At 35.6% G+C, this 19,450-nt stretch carries 14 protein-coding genes; 11 read left to right on the top strand and 3 right to left on the bottom strand.

Annotated elements, in window-relative coordinates; genetic code table 11:
- Positions 1-360 precede the first annotated feature (360 nt).
- Together CQZ94_RS16020 and fdhD are read right to left on the bottom strand one after the other, a co-directional pair.
- Positions 361-867: a GNAT family N-acetyltransferase gene (locus CQZ94_RS16020; RefSeq protein ID WP_105586158.1), complete on the bottom strand. Its 507-nt coding sequence runs from the start codon at positions 865-867 to the stop codon at positions 361-363.
- 258 nt (positions 868-1,125) lie between these two features.
- Positions 1,126-1,932: a formate dehydrogenase accessory sulfurtransferase FdhD gene (gene fdhD, locus CQZ94_RS16015; RefSeq protein WP_105586157.1), complete on the bottom strand. Its 807-nt coding sequence runs from the start codon at positions 1,930-1,932 to the stop codon at positions 1,126-1,128.
- 298 nt (positions 1,933-2,230) lie between these two features.
- On the opposite strand from fdhD, the gene fdhF reads away from it, so the two are divergent.
- From fdhF to CQZ94_RS15975, 8 genes are all read left to right on the top strand, one after another.
- Positions 2,231-5,173 carry a formate dehydrogenase subunit alpha gene (gene fdhF, locus CQZ94_RS16010; protein ID WP_105586156.1) on the top strand — a complete coding sequence of 981 codons (2,943 nt, stop codon included), beginning with the start codon at positions 2,231-2,233 and terminating at the stop codon, positions 5,171-5,173.
- A gap of 12 nt (positions 5,174-5,185) precedes the next feature.
- Positions 5,186-5,668, top strand: a complete 483-nt coding sequence (locus CQZ94_RS16005) for a helical membrane plugin domain-containing protein (protein WP_105586155.1) — start codon at positions 5,186-5,188, stop codon at positions 5,666-5,668.
- Between the two features lie 155 nt (positions 5,669-5,823).
- Positions 5,824-7,695, top strand: coding sequence for a glycerophosphoryl diester phosphodiesterase membrane domain-containing protein (locus tag CQZ94_RS16000; protein WP_105586154.1), 1,872 nt, complete (start codon positions 5,824-5,826; stop codon positions 7,693-7,695).
- Positions 7,696-8,064: 369 nt separating this feature from the next.
- Entirely contained in the window at positions 8,065-9,198 is a 1,134-nt protein-coding gene (ald, locus tag CQZ94_RS15995) for an alanine dehydrogenase (RefSeq protein WP_105586153.1), read from the top strand.
- A gap of 101 nt (positions 9,199-9,299) precedes the next feature.
- A complete protein-coding gene (locus CQZ94_RS15990; protein ID WP_105586152.1) occupies positions 9,300-10,715 on the top strand; it encodes an amino acid permease in 1,416 nt (471 codons plus the stop codon).
- 126 nt (positions 10,716-10,841) lie between these two features.
- Positions 10,842-11,393 carry a class I SAM-dependent methyltransferase gene (locus tag CQZ94_RS15985; protein ID WP_105586151.1) on the top strand — a complete coding sequence of 184 codons (552 nt, stop codon included), beginning with the start codon at positions 10,842-10,844 and terminating at the stop codon, positions 11,391-11,393.
- Positions 11,394-11,603: 210 nt separating this feature from the next.
- A complete protein-coding gene (locus CQZ94_RS15980) occupies positions 11,604-11,981 on the top strand; it encodes an ArsR/SmtB family transcription factor (RefSeq protein ID WP_002010461.1) in 378 nt (125 codons plus the stop codon).
- Between the two features lie 20 nt (positions 11,982-12,001).
- A complete protein-coding gene (locus CQZ94_RS15975; protein ID WP_105586150.1) occupies positions 12,002-14,362 on the top strand; it encodes a heavy metal translocating P-type ATPase in 2,361 nt (786 codons plus the stop codon).
- Between the two features lie 116 nt (positions 14,363-14,478).
- On the opposite strand, the gene CQZ94_RS15970 is transcribed toward CQZ94_RS15975, so the two are convergent.
- The gene (locus tag CQZ94_RS15970) at positions 14,479-15,942 is read right to left on the bottom strand and encodes a nicotinate phosphoribosyltransferase (RefSeq protein WP_105586149.1); all 1,464 of its coding nucleotides are present in this window, start codon (positions 15,940-15,942) and stop codon (positions 14,479-14,481) included.
- A gap of 199 nt (positions 15,943-16,141) precedes the next feature.
- Here CQZ94_RS15970 and CQZ94_RS15965 point away from each other — a divergent pair, with 199 nt between their 5' ends.
- The 3 genes from CQZ94_RS15965 to CQZ94_RS15960 all read left to right on the top strand — a co-directional run bounded on the left by CQZ94_RS15965 (position 16,142) and on the right by CQZ94_RS15960 (position 19,408).
- Positions 16,142-17,413 (top strand): helix-turn-helix domain-containing protein, encoded by a 1,272-nt coding sequence (locus CQZ94_RS15965; RefSeq protein WP_070140831.1) that lies wholly within the window; start codon positions 16,142-16,144, stop codon positions 17,411-17,413.
- Between the two features lies 1 nt (position 17,414).
- On the top strand, positions 17,415-17,540 hold the full coding sequence (locus CQZ94_RS30900; RefSeq protein WP_131798947.1) for an NprX family peptide pheromone: 126 nt from the start codon (positions 17,415-17,417) through the stop codon (positions 17,538-17,540).
- A gap of 167 nt (positions 17,541-17,707) precedes the next feature.
- Complete coding sequence (locus tag CQZ94_RS15960) at positions 17,708-19,408, top strand: M4 family metallopeptidase (protein WP_105586148.1); 1,701 nt, start codon at positions 17,708-17,710, stop codon at positions 19,406-19,408.
- Positions 19,409-19,450: the final 42 nt, after the last annotated feature.

The following is a 19,450-nucleotide window of genomic DNA, read 5'->3' as shown; positions in this document are numbered from 1 at the left end:
CTCTACATATCAATTGCATGCTATACGTTCATTTAATAATCAGCGGGAGATGGTTCCTCCTCACTGAGTAAAGTTTCACTTTATCCCGAATTAACGGGCAGTAAGACTCCCATCTCAAAATTTAGCGGATGCGAAGAAGTTAGATGGGAGGCGGGCTGCCCATAAAAGCCCGATTGGTGTGGGCTAATAATCAGTGGGGGATGGAGCTCCCCATTGATTAAAGTTTCACTTTATATTTTTAGTATAACGAATGGGAAGGATTGGAACGATCGATAAAGGTGACATGAAAATTACATTATTGTAATAAAAAAAAGCATCTTTATTAATAAGAAGATGCTTTTGAAAAGTTATATTGAATTATTAATTATTTAAGAATAAAACCATATGTTCTTCGTCCCAATATTGGCCGTTATGCTTTAAGGAACGTTCTTGTACGCCGTAAGTTTGGAAGCCAAGGGACTCATATAATTTTTTGGCAGCAGTGTTTCCAGCAACAACATCGAGCATGAGCTGTTCTACATGTAATTTATCGGCATTTTCAATAATTGCTTTAATTAAAGCTCGTCCTGCACCAAGGCCACGCGCTTTTGGAGAAACAAAAACGGAACCGATTTTCGCTTTATGTTCTTGTTTAATAAATGGTTTTGTTTCTAAAGTAGCAATACCGACTAAATCATTATCTTTGAAGACACCTAGAGTATACTTATCCGGATTGCTTAATCGTTTTGCCATGGCAGCGACAGGGTTTTCATGTTTCAAAACATCTTCGTAAGAAGAGCTAAAAGCTTCAGGATTTTTCGTTAAGCCTTCCATACAAACTTTTAAATATATTTCTGCATCCTCTGTTGTTAATAAGCGAATTTCCATAGTTGTAACCTCCTTGGTTAATCCAAATTTAATCTATTAACGTTATAAGATTAAGCGTAGTTTGACTTTATAAATATATTCTGTGAGTATTCTTTCTTAATTTGTAAAAGAATGAAAAGATTATGCTACTATGTTGTCATTTTATTTATGTAATGAAATTATATATTAACTTCATTAACTATTCAAGTTTTTAATATGTTACATTTTTATAACTAAAATGACCCCTTTGTAAAGGAGTCATTTTTTTATGTTACGTATTTAATCGTTTATTTTGTATCCATCAATTCGTTCTGGATGTGTATAAATATTGCAAGATTCATTTCGAATAAAGCCTACTACGGTAATACCTAAATCATGAGCGAGTTGCAGAGCTAGTTTAGTTGGAGCTGATTTAGATAGAACAATTTCGCAACCAATTTTTGAAACTTTCAACAAAATTTCAGATGAGATACGGCCACTAAATGCAATGATTTTCCCTTGAACAGATATATTGTTTCGTAAACAATGACCGTATATTTTATCTAGCGCATTATGTCTTCCGATATCCATTCTTGCTAAAAGAATGTTCTTTCGATCACATAGAGCGGTATTATGCACACCACCCGTTTGGCGAAATGTAGTTGAAGATTGTTGTAAGGAAGTCATTAGGTGAAAACATTCTTCCGGAGTAATAGTTATATGTATATCATGTAACTTTTTTGCTTTTGCTGCATCGTTGACGAAAACAAAACCTTGTCTACTTTTCCCGCAACAAGAAGTTACGTACCGTTTATTATATAAAGTTTGATAGAGCGGATTAATTTTTGATGATTTTACATGAACAATTCCGTTTTCTTTTTGAATCCATAATTCTTCAATATCTTTATAAGAAGAAATAATTCCTTCAGAAATTAAAAAACCGATTACCATATCTTCAATGTAATTAGGAGTGCATACAACTGTTACGTATTCTTCGCTATTTAATTTAATTGTAATAGGAGATTCTGTAACAACCTCATCAGTTTGTTTTGAAAATGTACCAGACTGGTAGCGTACAATTGTATACGTTTCTTGAATAGGCCCCATATTAAATTCCCCTTTATATGTATTTTTCTCCATATTTATCATAAAACATCGAAAAAATAAAAGCATCTACTAGCAGGAAGATAACAGATTATTTTGGTTATTATTGTATATGTACGATATAATAGAGCTGTAGAATAGTAACATTTTCGAGCTTTCGTAGTTATACCTTATAACATCTAGAATCGACTTCAAAAGAAGAGTATTTCAACATGGCAATGCAAAAATATGTAAAGCAACGCAGTTTTGAAAACGGATTCATAACTATGTTGTACAGTTGGTTGTAAGGAGAGGGGAAACTATGACAGAGCAGACAGTCCGTGTAACCGTTGATGGTAAAGAGTTTTTCGCATCAGGTGAAAAGACGATACTTCAATTATTTAACGAAAGTGATTTAGAACATCCTCAAATTTGTCATGTACCAGAGGTAGATCCTATTCAAACTTGTGATACATGTATTGTAGAAGTAGATGGGAAGTTAATGCGTGCTTGTTCAACAAGGTTAGAAGAGGGCATGCATATTGAAAGACAATCACAGCGTGCTAAAGAGGCACAGACCGAGGCAATGGATCGAATATTAGAGAATCATTTATTGTATTGTACAGTATGTGATAACAATAATGGTAACTGTAAAGTCCATAATACAGTACATATGATGGAAATTGAGGAACAGAAATATCCATATGAACCGAAAGTAAGTGCGTGTGAAGTAGATACGTCTCATCCTTTTTATCGTTATGATCCCAATCAATGTATTGCTTGTGGACAATGTGTAGAAGTATGTCAAAATTTACAAGTGAATGAAACTTTATCGATTGATTGGAGTTTAGAACGTCCACGTGTTATTTGGGACAATGGTGTGAGTATAAATGACTCGTCTTGTGTTAGCTGTGGGCAATGTGTAACAGTTTGTCCTTGTAATGCATTAATGGAAAAAACGATGATAGGAGAAGCTGGATTTATGACTGGTTTAAAACCAGATGTGCTAAATCCAATGATTGATTTTGTAAAAGATGTAGAGCCTGGATATAGCAGTATTTTAGCAGTTTCAGAAGTAGAGTCCGCGATGCGTAAGACGAAAATTAATAAGACAAAAACAGTTTGTACATTTTGTGGTGTAGGTTGTTCATTTGAAGTATGGACGAAAGATCGTCAAATTTTAAAAGTGCAACCTGTTTCAGATGCACCGGTTAATGGTATTTCCACATGTGTAAAAGGAAAATTTGGATGGGACTTTGTGAACAGTGAAGAGCGTATTACAAAGCCGTTAATTCGCCAAGGGGATATGTTTGTTGAGGCTTCATGGGAAGAGGCTCTTGAAGTTGTCGCATCTAATATGCAACATATTAAATCAGAATATGGTAGCGATGCGTTTGGGTTTATTTCTTCTTCAAAAGTAACAAATGAAGAAAACTATCTTATGCAAAAACTAGCTCGTCAAATATATGGAACAAATAATGTAGATAACTGTTCCCGTTATTGTCAATCTCCAGCAACAGATGGTTTATTTAAAACTGTCGGTATGGGCGGAGATGCTGGAACAGTGAAAGATATTGCTGAGGCAGGTCTTGTTATTATTGTTGGTGCAAATCCAACAGAAGGACATCCTGTACTTGCAACTAGAGTGAAACGTGCTCATAAATTACATGAACAAAAACTGATTGTCGCAGACCTTCGTAAACATGAAATGGCGGAGCGTGCTGATATATTTGTTCACCCGAGTCAAGGAACGGATTATGTATGGCTTGCTGGGATAACGAAATACATTATTGATCAAGAATGGCACGATAAAAAGTTCATAGCTGAAAATGTAAAGAATTTTGATGAATATAGCAAAATGCTAGAAAAATATACGCTTGATTATACTGAGGGAATTACAGGGATTTCTAAAGCTCAGTTAAAAGAAATGGCTCGTATGGTATATGAAGCAGATGGTACTTGTGTACTTTGGGGAATGGGTGTAACTCAAAATACAGGAGGAAGTACAACGTCAGCAGCAATTTCAAATTTGCTTCTCGTTACAGGTAACTATCGTCGTCCTGGTGCTGGTGCGTATCCGTTACGCGGGCATAATAACGTACAAGGCGCTTGTGATATGGCAACATTACCGAACTGGCTTCCGGGTTATCAAGCAGTTTCAGATGATGTGCATCGTGCGAAATTTGAAGAAGCATATGGTACTACTATTCCGAAAGAACCGGGATTAAATAATATCGCAATGTTACTTGCAGCGGAAGAAGGAAAACTGCGTGGTATGTATGTTATGGGAGAAGAAATGGCTTTAGTAGATTCGAATGCCAACCATGTGCAACATATTTTATCGAATTTAGACTTCCTCGTTGTTCAAGATATGTTTTTATCGAAAACAGCTCGTTTTGCTGATGTTATTTTACCGGCAGCACCAAGCTTAGAAAAAGAAGGAACGTTTACGAATACAGAACGTCGTATTCAAAGATTGTATGAAGTATTGAAGCCACTTGGTGATTCTAAGCCAGATTGGTGGATTTTACAAAAAGTAGCTCGTGCACTGGGTGGAGATTGGAATTATGGAAGTCCAAGTGAAATTATGGATGAAATTGCATCGCTTGCCCCGTTGTACTCACAAGCAACGTATGACCGTTTAGAAGGCTGGAATAGTTTATGTTGGGGTAGCCATGATGGTAGTGACACACCGTTATTATATGTAGATGGATTTAACTTCACAGACAAACTAGCACGTTTATCATTAGATGAATGGGTACCGCCAGTTGTAGCACCGGATGAGTATGATTTACTATTAAATAACGGCCGTATGTTAGAGCATTTCCATGAAGGGAATATGACGAATAAATCGGCTGGAATTTTATCTAAAATCTCTGAAGTGTTTGTTGAAATTTCGCCTGAACTTGCCGAGAAGCGCCATGTGAAGGATGGTGGTCTTGTAGAATTAGCATCACCGTACGGAAAGATTAAAGTGCAAGCGCTTGTTACAGACCGTGTAACAGGAAATGAGTTATATTTACCGATGCATGCGACAGTAAATGAAGAGGCAATTAATATTTTAACAGGAACAGCAACAGACATTTATACGTGTACACCAGCTTATAAACAAACAATGGTGAAAATGCGCGTATTACGTGAAAAGGGAAAACGCCCATTACCATTTTCAAACCCGAGAGATAAAAAACGTCATCCACAAAATGGTGTTGAAATTCAGCAAAAGTGGCAAAGAAAACAATACGTATCACTTGTGGACCAGAATTAGGGGGCGGAGATAGTGGCAAAAGAAATTACATTGATCCAAAAGAAGGTTGTAACAGAAGAAGAAAAGAAACAACAATTAACAGATGAACTGTTAACTGAGCTAGCTAAAAACCGGGAAGCAGTAGAAGAGACGATGCAGCTATTAGCGCAGTTGCAACAAGCTGGGATTTTAGATGCAGCGATTAGCTTGCTTGCTGCAAAAGAAGATGTTTCAAAAATAGCTGTTGAACAATTAAATCGTGAACCAGTAAAAAATGCATTAAACAATATGATGGGGGCAGGAGAGGCTTTGTCTTCAGTGGACCCAGAAATAACGAAACAAATAACATCTAGTTTAGTCAATGGATTACAATTTGCAACGGATGAGCTGAAAAACGGAAAGAAAACAAAAGTGATGGATTTCTTTAAGGTATTAAAAGATCCAGATATCAACAGGGCGATTACATTCGGTTTTAGTTTCTTAAAAGCATTTGGCCAAGGACTAGAGAAAAAATAGAGTGAGTGAAAAAAGTGATGGGATTAGCCATCACTTTTTTCATTATATGTATAAGAGTGTTCATGTTAAGCGGAATATATTATTATTAAAAAGATGGATTTAAATTGGAAATGTGGAATCCATCTCAAATATAGTTTTAGAATGTGGAGGAATATATGCAACACCGTAAAAGACTATCTATACCAGGAGTAATGAGACATTCCTTTCAAACAGTACAATTTGCTTTTTGGAATGTGTTAACATTTCAGCTCGTCTATAAATTGTTAGCTGCAATTGTGTTTATCCCCCTCTTAGGTATTGTTTTCAATAAGTTATTGTACTTTGGTGGTTATGCAAATGCGACAAATGATGAATTAGTAGCATTTTTGAAAACACCATATGGGATTTTGGCGATTGTAATTTTATCGATACTAGCATTGTTTCTTATTTTTACAGAATTTGCAGTGCTTATTATTATTTCGTATTTCGCTCATAAAAGGCAAAAGGTAAGATTACGTCCGATTTTGTATAAAACAGTAACGTATTTACCTTCTCTTTTTACATATTGCTTACCAGGATTTGTGTTGTATGCAGTTGTGTTATTACCGCTATTAAGTATGGGATATAAATCTGCATTGATTCCTGAAATTCAAATTCCTAATTTTATTACAGGTGAACTATTTAAGACGACAATGGGTCAGGTTGGTTATTATGCTTTCTTTGCTGTAGTTGCTTATTTAAATCTTCGCTGGATTTTTGTTTTACCTATTATTGTTTTAGAAGAAAAACCATTCCGCATAGCAGCACGTAAAAGTGCGAACTTAGTAAAAGAAAGCTTTTTTAAAGTGTTGTTCTTTTTAGTAGGAGTTTTCATCTCTGTAGGAATGGTCTTTCTTTTGTTTATAGGAGTGTATTTACTCTGTTTATGGGGAGTATACGAATTTACAAACCCAGAAGGGACATTTGCGCTGTTAGCGGAGTCGACGATTTCGGTCTTCTTAACGAGTACATTGTATTTATTTAGCTTCATTATGACGCCGTTTTATATTATGGCGTTAACAAGATTATACTTACAGAAAGTTTCGGTTGAAGATGTTTTATTAGAAGAAGGATTAGATTATTCAAAAACAAAAGCAGATAAATGTTTCTTCAAAAAACACCGTTGGAAATTTATTGGTGTATATATCGTGGGGATTATTACTGCTGGAATGGTCGTTGCCTTCATTGTGACCTTTATTTCAAACACATATAAAGAACCAATTATTATGGCGCACCGTGGATATATATCAAAAGGTGTAGAGAATACGAAAGAAGCAGTACAAGGTGCCATTGATGCAAAAGCAGACTATGCTGAAATAGATGTCTTGCAAACGAAAGATGGCGAACTAGCGGTCATACATGATTTGAAGTTGAAACGTCTTGCGAATGCGAATGTGCATGTATCAGATTTGACGATGGATGAGCTAAGGGAGCTTACTCTTAGTCAAGATGGATTCTCGGGACAAATAAGTACACTTGATGAGATCATTAAGCTTGCAAAAGGCAAAATAAAACTTAATATAGAAGTGAAACTTCACGGTAATGAGAAGGATTTCGTACAGAAAGTACTAAAAACAATTAAAGAGAACGATTTTGAGAAACAATGTGTAATTCAAACGTTACATTACCCGCTTATTAAAGAGTTTAAGCGTGCAAATCCGGATATAAAAGTAGGGTATGTATTGTTTGCAAGCAGGGCTAATTTAAAGAATGTACAGGCGGATTTCTATGTAGCAGAAGAATATATGTTAAATAAACGCCTAGTGAAAGAAGCGCGAAAGCTAAATAAACCAATTTACGTGTGGACAGTAAATGATATGGAAAGTTTAAAGGCATATTATAAGTTGAACGTGGATGGTATCATTACCGATTACCCTGAAGACGCGCGTGAAACAATTAAGATGTTAAAAGAGCAAGAAGATCGTGAAAGTGATATATTTGATAAAATTACTGAAACGACAGAAGATTTATTTTCAAAGTTATTTATGATCTATCCAGCTGCTGGCTAAATGCTAGTAGCTGTTTTTTTATGAAAAGAGTATATTTCCAAAGTATTGTACAAAGTAATAAGTGTATATGTATACGTCATTGCTTAGTTTTTTTACATTGTTACATTATTGTCAAATAATAAATAATTACTATGCATTTTGAATGGATATAATAGAAATAGAGTGATAGATGATGAAATGGTACGAAGAACCCAATAAAATCAATGTTTAGTATATTTACACTATTCTAAATATATAAACTTTAAAAAAATAGTATGTTAGCGTTTTCATAATTTTTAAGTTATGCTAGAATAAGGACATAAGTTATTAATTATTAAAAAAAGAAAAAAGAATTCCTTTTTTCTGTTAATTATAAGGGGGCATTTCATTATGCGTATTGGGGTACCAGCAGAAATTAAAAACAACGAAAACCGTGTGGCAATGACACCAGCAGGTGTTGTACATTTAGTTCGTAACAATCACGAAGTATTCATTCAAAAGGATGCAGGTGTAGGATCTGGTTTCACAGATGCTCAGTATGTTGAAGCGGGAGCAAAAATTGTTGATACAGCTGAAGAAGCTTGGAACATGGAAATGGTTATGAAAGTTAAGGAACCAGTTGAAAGCGAATACAAACACTTCAGTGAAGGTTTAATCTTATTCACATACTTACACTTAGCTCCAGAGCCAGAATTAACAAAAGCGTTAATTGAAAAGAAAGTTGTTGCTATCGCATATGAAACAGTACAATTAGAAAACCGTTCATTACCATTACTTGCACCTATGAGTGAAGTAGCTGGTCGTATGGCTGCACAAATCGGTGCGCAATTCCTTGAGAAAAACAAAGGCGGTAAAGGTATCTTACTTGCAGGTGTTCCAGGAGTTAAACGTGGTAAAGTAACAATTATCGGTGGTGGACAAGCTGGTACAAATGCTGCTAAAATTGCAGTTGGACTAGGTGCGGATGTAACAATCATCGACTTAAGTGCAGAACGTCTTCGTCAATTAGATGACATTTTTGGTAACCAAGTAAAAACATTAATGTCTAATCCATACAACATTGCAGAAGCTGTAAGAGAATCTGATCTTGTAATCGGTGCAGTATTAATCCCAGGTGCAAAAGCGCCAAAACTTGTAACAGAAGAAATGATTAAATCAATGGAACAAGGTTCTGTTGTTGTAGATATCGCGATTGACCAAGGTGGTATTTTCGAAACAACTGACCGTATTACAACTCATGATAACCCAACTTATGAAAAACACGGCGTTGTGCATTATGCAGTTGCAAATATGCCAGGTGCGGTTCCACGTACATCAACTCTTGCATTAACAAACGTAACAGTACCATATGCAGTACAAATTGCTAACAAAGGCTACAAAGAAGCTTGCCTAGGCAACACTGCATTATTAAAAGGTATTAATACATTAGAAGGTTATGTAACATTCGAAGCAGTTGCAGAAGCTCACGGTGTAGAGTACAAAGGTGCAAAAGAATTATTAGAAGCAGAAACAGTATCTTGCTAATAGCAGCATTATACAAAAAAATCGAACAATATATAATACAACATGATAAGAGCTAAGAGATAATACCTCTTAGCTCTTCTTAGTAAAAGGGGGCATTCATCGTGGCCAACCTATTCAAAAAGAAATCCGTTACGCAATTGTTAGGGGAAAGTAAAAGTAAAACTTTGACGAAAACGCTAGGGGCATTTGACCTAACAATGCTAGGGATTGGTGCGATAATTGGTACAGGAGTTCTAGTATTAACGGGATTAGTAGCAGCAAGAGATGCTGGTCCAGCAGTTATTTTTTCATTTATGATTGCAGCAATTGTTTGTGGATTTGCAGCTTTATGTTATGCAGAGGTTGCATCTGCACTTCCTGTTTCAGGTAGTGTGTACACATATTCATATGCAACAATTGGTGAGTTTGTTGCACATTTAATGGGATGGACATTGCTATCCGTATATGTCGTAACGACTGCCGCAGTAGCTGGCGGATGGACAGGTTATTTCAATAATTTAGTGAGTGGATTGGGACTTGAAATTCCAAAAGCATTGTTAACGATTCCATCGCAAGGTGGTATGGTGAACTTACCCGCAGTTATCGTTACGTTGGTGATAACTTGGTTATTATCACGAGGTACAAAAGAAAGTAAGCGTGTGAATAACATAATGGTATTAATTAAAATTGGTATTGTTGTTTTATTCATTGCAGTTGGTGTATTCTACGTGAAACCAGAAAACTGGATACCATTTGCACCGTACGGCTTAAGTGGAGTCTTTGCCGGAGGGGCAGCAGTATTCTTCGCTTTCTTAGGATTTGATGCATTAGCAACTTCTGCTGAAGAAGTAAAAAATCCGCAACGTGATCTACCGATTGGGATTATTGCTTCGTTAGTCATTTGTACAATCATTTATGTTGTAGTTTGTCTCGTTATGACAGGTATGGTTTCTTATAAGGAATTAGATGTACCTGAAGCGATGGCCTACGTATTAGAAGTTGTAGGACAAGATAAAGTGGCTGGTGTAATCGCTATTGGAGCTGTAATTGGTATTATGGCTGTAATTTTCGCATACATCTACGCTACGACACGTGTATTCTTCGCTATGAGCCGTGACGGTTTATTGCCAAAATCTTTCGCGAAAATTAACAAGAAGACAGAAGCACCAACATTTTCAGTTTGGTTAACAGGAATTGGTAGTGCTTTAATTGCCGGATTTATCGATTTAAAAGAATTGTCGAATTTAGCGAATATTGGAGCGTTATTAACATTTGCGATGGTTGGTGTAACTGTCATCATTCTTCGTAAAACGCATCCGAAATTACAACGTGGATTTATGGTACCACTTGTACCAATCTTACCGATTATTTCAGTTGCAAGCTGTCTATTCTTAATGGTAAATTTACCATTAACAACATGGATTTACTTCGGTGTTTGGTTAGCAATCGGAGTGGTTGTATACTTTGTTTATTCGAAAAAACATAGTCATTTAAAAGACGATGGAAGTTCGCAAGATAGTTTAGAAAAAGCTAATTAAAGGGATATAAAGTTAGTAAGCCTTGTGCATCTAGGGAGCGCGCAAGGCTTTTTCTTTTGGGGAAATAAAGGAGACCAATGTTATGTTGTCGAATTTTTATGTCGGAATATACGAAGGGGTGGAAAGATGGAGACGAAAGTTGTCGTTGGAGCAGAGGGATATAATAATAACCCAGGTTGGTTACATACGAATGAAGAAGAATTAAATTTATTAAAAAGAGAAACGTGGCTTAATAAATTTCAGCCTAATTCTTTATCGGTAATTTTAGCTGAACACGTATGGGAACATTTATCGTATGAAGAAGGTATAGAAGCAGCTAAAATATGCTATGAATTTTTACAAGATGATGGTTACATTCGTTGTGCGGTACCAGATGCATTTTTTCCAAATGAAGAATATCAGCAAGGTGTGCAAGTAGGAGGGCCAGGTCCATTAGATCATCCGGCTGCAAGTCATAAAATTGTACATAACTATAAAACGATTGTATCTATGTTTGAAGTAGCGGGTTTTCAAGTAAAGTTGCTAGAGTATTGCGATGAAAATGGAGAATTTCAGTATAATGATTGGAATGAGCAAGGAGGTTTTATTTATCGCTCGAAGCGCTTTGACCATAGAAATCAAGATGGAAAGTTAGGATTCGCTTCGTTAATTGTGGATGCAGTGAAAGTTAATAAATAAGAAAAGGATGCACGATAGCTTTCGTGCATCCTTTTTGTATGAAGATCATGATAGATGCTGAGAATATTTACAGGTGCATTTTGAAATGTGAACGAAATTTTCGGAAAAATGTATGAGAATTCATTGACACATATGAATAGACGCTCATATAATAAAGGTATAAGATATATGAATGATTGTTCATATGTTCAAATGAAGAGGTGAGCTGTGATGGCTGAAAATAAAGTAGAAACGCAACAGGAAGCATGTTCTCAAACGGTAATTCACGAGGAAATCGTGGATCAAGTAAAACAAACAATTCCGACTGATGAAAGTTTAAGTAAAGTAGCAGAATTATTTAAAGTATTAGGTGACCGTACACGTACGAGAATATTGCATGCATTATTTGAAGCTGAAATGTGTGTTTGTGATTTAGCTTATTTATTAGGAATGACGCAATCTTCAATCTCACATCAGCTTCGTGTATTAAAGCAAGCAAAGCTTGTAAAGAACCGTAAAGAAGGAAAGGTAGTTTATTATTCATTAGCTGATCAACACGTAATTCATATCTTCGAGCAAGCGTTTGAACACGTAAACGAGGAAGAATAAAAAGGCGAGGAGGGAGAATGATGGCAGAAGCATTAGTGAAAAAGAAACTTATGCTAGAAGGTTTAGATTGTGCAAATTGTGCAATGAAAATTGAAAAAGGTGTTGGGAATATAGAAGGAGTAACATCTTGTTCCGTAAACTTTGCAACAAAAACGATGCTTTTAGAAACACCGCAAAATAAAGAAAATCAAGTTGTTACGGAAGCGAAGCAACTTGTTACAAAATTAGAGCCGCATATTAAAGTGCAAGAAGAGCAAAAAACAAAATCAATAAAAGAAGTATTTGTATTAGAAGGGTTAGACTGTGCAAATTGTGCAATGAAGATTGAAAATAAGGTAAAGGAAATGCCGGCCGTTTCAGAAGCGACTGTTGATTTCGTATCAAAGAAATTACGAGTAGAAGTTGCAAACAAACGAGAACTTGAATCGACTATACAAAATATAAAAAATGTTGTTCAAAAGCTAGAGCCTGATGTAAAAGTTGTTCGTGAAGAGGAAAAAGGACACGACCACGGCCATGATCATGGTGATGGAAATGTGAAAAAGATGATAGGACGATTAGTAGTCGGCGGAATTTTGACAGGGATTGCTGCGTTAGCCGGATTACCGCAAATGATAACAATTCCATTATTCGTCCTTGCGTATTTATTAATTGGTGGAGATATTGTTTGGAGAGCAGTAAGAAACATAACTCGCGGCCAAGTGTTTGATGAAAACTTTTTAATGGCAATTGCAACTTTAGGAGCTTTCGCGATTCAACAATATCCAGAAGCGGTAGCAGTTATGCTATTTTATCAAGTAGGGGAATTGTTCCAAAGTATTGCAGTAAATCGTTCTCGAAAATCAATTACGTCATTAATGGATATTCGTCCTGACTATGCGAATGTGAAAGTTGGAAACGAAACGAAACAAGTATCACCAGAAGATGTGCAAATTGGTGAGTATATTATCGTAAAACCAGGTGAAAAAGTACCGTTAGACGGAAAAGTAGTTGAGGGAACATCAATGATGGATACTTCAGCGTTAACAGGTGAGTCTGTACCGCGAGAAGTAGAAGTTGGTAATGACGTATTAAGTGGTTTTGTAAACCAAAATGGTGTATTAATTGTTGAAGTTACAAAAGAGTTCGGTGAATCGACTGTATCGAAAATTTTAGACTTAGTACAAAATGCAAGTAGCAAAAAAGCGCCAACAGAAAACTTTATTACGAAGTTTGCACGTTATTATACTCCTGTTGTAGTTATAACAGCATCAATAATGGCATTTATTCCACCACTTATTTTAGATGGTGCTACATTCTCCGATTGGATTTATAGAGCTTTAGTGTTCTTAGTAATCTCTTGTCCATGTGCGCTCGTTGTATCGATTCCTCTTGGATTCTTTGGCGGTATTGGTGGGGCATCTAAAAGTGGTATTTTAGTAAAAGGAAGTAACTATTTAGAAGCATTGAATGATGTGAAATATATCGTTTTTGATAAAACAGGAACATTAACAAAAGGTGTCTTTAAAGTTACGAAGATGGAGCCTAGTAAAGGTATTACAGCTGAAGAGCTATTAGAATATGCCGCATTTGCAGAAGTATATTCTAATCATCCGATTGCACAATCTATTCGAAATGCATATGGAAAATCAATCGATGAAAATGTTATTGAAGACTATAGTGAAATTTCTGGTCATGGTACGGTTGTAAAAGTACAAGGAAAAGAAATTTTCGCAGGTAATGCTAAATTAATGAGCAAAGAAAACATTACATTTAAGCAACCAAATACAGTAGGTACACTAGTTCATGTTGCTGTAGATGGTAAATATGCGGGTTATATTGTTATCTCTGATGAGGTAAAAGAGGATTCAAAACAAGCAATTCAAAAGTTAAAAGAACTAGGTATTAAGAAGGCAGTCATGTTAACTGGTGATGCAAAATCAGTTGGTGAAGCTGTTGGTAAAGAATTAGGTTTAGATGAAGTTCATGCCGAATTATTACCACACCAAAAAGTAGAAGAAATCGAAAAAATTGATGCAGCAAAACGCGGTAAAGAAAAGATTGCATTCGTCGGTGATGGTATTAATGATACACCAGTATTAGCGCGAGCAGACGTTGGTATTGCGATGGGCGGCTTAGGGTCAGATGCAGCAATTGAAGCTGCTGATATCGTTATTATGACTGATGAGCCTTCAAAAATTGCAACGGCAGTAAAAATTGCAAAACGTACACGTAGCATCGTATGGCAAAATATTATATTTGCATTAGGGGTAAAAGGGTTAGTGTTATTACTCGGCGCCTTTGGTATTGCAACAATGTGGGAAGCAGTCTTCTCAGATGTTGGTGTGACACTACTTGCAGTTTTAAATGCAATGCGTGTACTGAGAGTGAAAGATTTATAAAAATAAGCGAGGGCGCGATTACGCCCTCGCTTATTTTTATTATTTTACCGTGTTATTGAGGGTGACTGTTGGTAACATAATATTGAAAATAAACAGAGAAGGAGAAACTTCTCTGTTTATTTTTGTGTGTTTTTCGCAACCTTTTCTCGAACAGTTTGAATGTAATTCATTTTATGATCCCAACATTCTTGGCTTAAATCTACAGGGTACTCTTCAGGATTTAAAGTTCGCATATATTCTTCCCAAAATAGTGAGAGGCTGTGTTCGTTATATTTTTGAATGTCTAATATATTAGGTAATTCATACGTTCTTTTACCGTTAACGAAAATATCTTGATGCAGTTCGCGTGCTTCAAAGTTTGTTACGAATTTACTTATATATGTATGAACAGGATGGAACATTTTTAGACGTTCTTCTTTACCAGGTTCTTCAGACTCTAAAGCAATATAATCGCCTTCTGCATGATCGTTAACACGGTTAATAATACGATAAATTCGTTTAAGTCCTGGGGTTGTAATTTTTTCAGGGTTAGATGAGATTTTAATCGTATCATTTAATTTTCCGTCGGTATCTTCAATAGCAACTAGTTTATAGACAGCACCTAATGCTGGCTGCTCAAAGGATGTAATCAGCTTTGTGCCAACACCCCATACATCAATTTTTGCCCCTTGAGATTTCAAGTGCATAATCGTATATTCATCTAAATCGCTAGAAGCGATAATTTTTGTGTTTGTAAATCCAGCTTCATCAAGTTGTTTTCTTGCTTCCTTTGATAAATATGCCATATCACCACTATCCAGACGAATGCCATAAAAATCGATACGATCCCCGAACTCTTTTGCAACACGAATCGCATTTGGAACACCAGATTTTAATGTGTCGTATGTATCGACAAGAAATACACATTTTTTATGTGTTTCAGCATATTTTTTAAATGCAACATATTCATCGCGATATGCTTGAACGAAAGAGTGGGCATGTGTGCCAGCTACAGGGATGCCAAAACGTTTCCCTGCGCGAACGTTACTTGTAGATGAAAACCCACCAATAAAGGCAGCGCGTGTGCCCCAAAGGGCAGCATCAAACTCATGAGCACGTCTTGTACCGAACTCTAAAAGCTTATCATTATTTGCAGCGTGCTTCATACGTGCAGCTTTTGTAGCAATTAATGTTTGGTAATTTACAATATTTAAGAGGGCGGTTTCAATTATTTGTGCCTCGCCGAGTGGTGCGTCAACACGTAATAAAGGCTCATTATTAAAAACAACTTCACCTTCTTGCATACTGCGAATCGTGCCAGTGAATTTCATGTTTTGTAAATAATGAAGGAAGTCTTCTTCAAATTGCAGCTCTGCTAAATAAGCGAGATCACTTTCAGTAAAGCTGAAATTTTCTATGTACTCTACAATTTTCTCAAGACCAGCAAAAATAGCATAGCCATTTTCAAACGGAAGCTTTCGAAAGTATAGATCAAAAACAGAACGGCGAGTATGAATACCATCTTTCCAATATGTATAAGCCATGTTGATTTGATATAAATCTGTATGTAAGGCATAACTATCGTCTTTATAATGATTCATTGCGAAAACACCTCCGTAATTTGGTTATAGTATACCAATTTTCCACCCTTCGTAGCAAAGAAGTAATAGAGGATTGAAGTCAAGAGAGAAAAAAATGAAATAATGCATATTTTTTAGAAAATTTACATTTATCAATTTATATTTCTCCAGATTTTATGTATTATTAGAGTAATGGGGGTAATGAGAATGGAGGAGGACAATGCAACAAACATTAGAAAAAATAGGCAAGCAAGTTTTTTATAAGCGGCTACAGCAAAAAATGACACAAGAAGAATTATGTCAGGGCATTTGTTCTGTCTCATACTTAAGTAAGATCGAAAATGGGAAGATAGAAGCATCAGAAGAGATTCTACAATTGCTCTGCACAAGACTAGAAATTGCTGTGACGGATTTGAGAGATGTAGAAGAAGATGTGAAAGTGAAGTTGGACGAGTGGTTGAATGCATTAATTCATTTGGACAAGCAACAGGTAGAACGCATATATGAAGAGTTACAAGGTGAAATGAAACATGTTTTAGATTTTGAAATCATAAATTATTATAAACTACTTTATACGCGGTATTTAATTATGAAAAGGGATTTTCCTGCTGTTGAAGAAGAGTTAGAGAGCTTAAAGAAGATGTACAAAAAGTATTCACCATTTCAGAAATTATTATATACGTATAGCAAAGGGTTATATTATTTTTTACAACATAAATATAAGAAGGCATTAGAGTACTTAGCTCGAACAGAAATAATGGCGAAGGAACAAGGGTATCATGAAAATGGGATATATTTCAATTTAGCTCTTGTTTATAATGAATTAGAAGTTGAACATATGACTTTACATTTTGCTAATGTGGCAATGGAAGGGTTTAAGAACGAATATAAGTTCCGTTATGTGATAAATTGCCAATTACTCATTGCACTGAGTTATATACAAAAAAAACAATATAATGAAGCGCTATCTATTTATAATAATATTTTGAGAGAAGCGAATTCTTTTGCTGATAAAGAAAGCATAACAGCTATTGCTTTAAATAACTTAGGATTCTTGTACTATAACTTAAAAGATTATGCAAAAGCTAAAGATTATTATTTGCAATGCTTACAGTATAAGAAGGAAGAGGATTTAAATTATATTGATGCAGTATATGAGATTGCTTTACAATGTATTGAATTAAAAGAGTTTGAAGAAGCGAAAGATTGGATTAGTAAAGGGATAGGTGTCGCGAAGAGGGATGAAAAGTATAAAAGTATGCTGTATATACTTTTAATGCTTAAGAATAAATACTTTGAAACTAAAGATGTTTATAAAAAGTTTTTAGAAGTTGAAGCAATCCCATTTTTTAGAGGCGAAGAGAATAAAAAGGAATTAAAAAGGGTGTATTTAGAACTAGCAGAGTATCATGAAGAATTATTAGAGTTTCGAGAAAGTAATAGCTATTATAAATTAGCAATTAATTTATTAGAAGAAAAGGGAGGAAAATAATATGAAAAAAATAATTATTGGTGCTTTGGCTTTGGTAGCTGTATTAGTGGTATTGGAGCCACAATATGCTTGGACATCGGATATCTATGGCCAAGGAGAGAAGGTAGTTGAAGTAGTAAACTCTTAGAAAAAACCCCTTTCCAATCGGAAAGGGGTTTTTTCAATATTTGTTCCTCAAAATTCTACAAAACTTGAGAAATTAATTATTTGAATTTTTAGTATATTAATAGTGGAAACATAATGCTAATATAAAATTACTCTTTTTCAAAAATTTTTTATTAGGGGGAAGGTTATATGAAAAGGAAGAGTTTAGCATTAGTTTTAGCGACAGGAATGGCAGTTACAACGTTTGGAGGGACAGGCTCTGCGTTTGCGGATTCTAAAAATGTACTCTCTACGAAGAAGTACAATGAGACGGTGCAGTCACCTGAATTTATTTCTGGTGATCTAACTGGAGCAACTGGCAAGAAAGCGGAATCTGTTGTGTTTGATTACTTAAACGCGGCAAAAGGTGATTATAAGCTAGGGGAAAAGAGTGCGCAAGATTCTTTCAAAGTGAAACAAGTGAAGAAAGATGCAGTAACTGATTCAACGGTAGTGCGTATGCAACAAGTTTACGAGGGAGTGCCTGTATGGGGTTCTACTCAAGTAGCTCACGTAAGTAAAGATGGTTCTTTAAAAGTATTGTCTGGAACAGTTGCACCTGATTTAGACAAAAAGGAAAAGTTGAAAAATAAAAATAAGATTGAAGGCGCAAAAGCGATTGAAATCGCGCAGCAAGATTTAGGAGTAACACCTAAATATGAGGTAGAACCAAAAGCGGACTTATATGTATATCAAAACGGTGAAGAAACAACATATGCATATGTTGTGAATTTAAACTTCTTAGAGCCAAATCCAGGAAACTATTATTATTTCATTGAGGCGGAAAGCGGTAAAGTGTTAAATAAATATAATAAACTTGATCATGTAACGAATGATGATAAGTCACCAGTTAAGCAAGATGCTCCTAAACAGGATGCAAAAGCGGTTGTAAAGCCTGTAACAGGAACGAATAAAGTGGGAACTGGTAAAGGTGTATTAGGAGATACGAAATCGCTTAATACAACGTTATCGGGATCATCTTACTACTTGCAAGATAATACACGTGGAGCAACGATTTTCACATATGATGCGAAAAATCGTTCGACGTTACCAGGAACATTATGGGCAGATGCAGATAATGTTTTTAATGCAGCATATGATGCAGCGGCAGTTGATGCTCATTACTATGCAGGTAAAACATATGATTATTATAAAGCTACATTTAACAGAAACTCTATCAATGATGCAGGAGCGCCATTAAAATCAACAGTTCATTACGGAAGTAAGTATAATAATGCATTCTGGAATGGCTCACAAATGGTATACGGAGATGGTGATGGTGTAACATTCACTTCATTATCTGGTGGAATTGATGTAATTGGACACGAATTAACACATGCTGTTACGGAAAATAGCTCGGATTTAATTTATCAAAATGAATCAGGAGCATTAAATGAAGCAATTTCTGATATCTTTGGTACTTTAGTAGAATTCTATGATAACCGTAACCCAGATTGGGAGATTGGTGAAGATATTTATACACCTGGACAAGCAGGAGATGCACTTCGTTCTATGAGTGATCCTGCGAAGTATGGTGATCCAGATCATTATTCTAAGCGTTACACTGGTTCAAGTGATAACGGTGGCGTTCATACAAACAGTGGTATTATTAACAAACAAGCTTATCTATTAGCAAATGGTGGTACGCATTCTGGTGTGACTGTAGCTGGTATCGGTAAAGATAAATTGGGTGCGATTTACTACCGTGCAAATACACAGTATTTCACGCAATCTACTACATTTAGTCAAGCTCGTGCTGGCGCAGTACAAGCTGCTGCTGATTTATATGGTGCGAGTTCTGCTGAAGTAACAGCAGTTAAGCAATCATTTAGTGCTGTTGGTGTAAACTAAAGCTTTAAAGGATAGTTATTAATAAAATACCTCAAAAATAAA

Source organism: Bacillus sp. MYb209, assembly GCF_002975175.1.
Taxonomy (GTDB): Bacteria; Bacillota; Bacilli; order Bacillales; family Bacillaceae_G; genus Bacillus_A.
The sequence above is the reverse complement of the archived record's forward strand: the minus strand, read 5'-3'. Positions and strand labels throughout refer to the sequence as shown.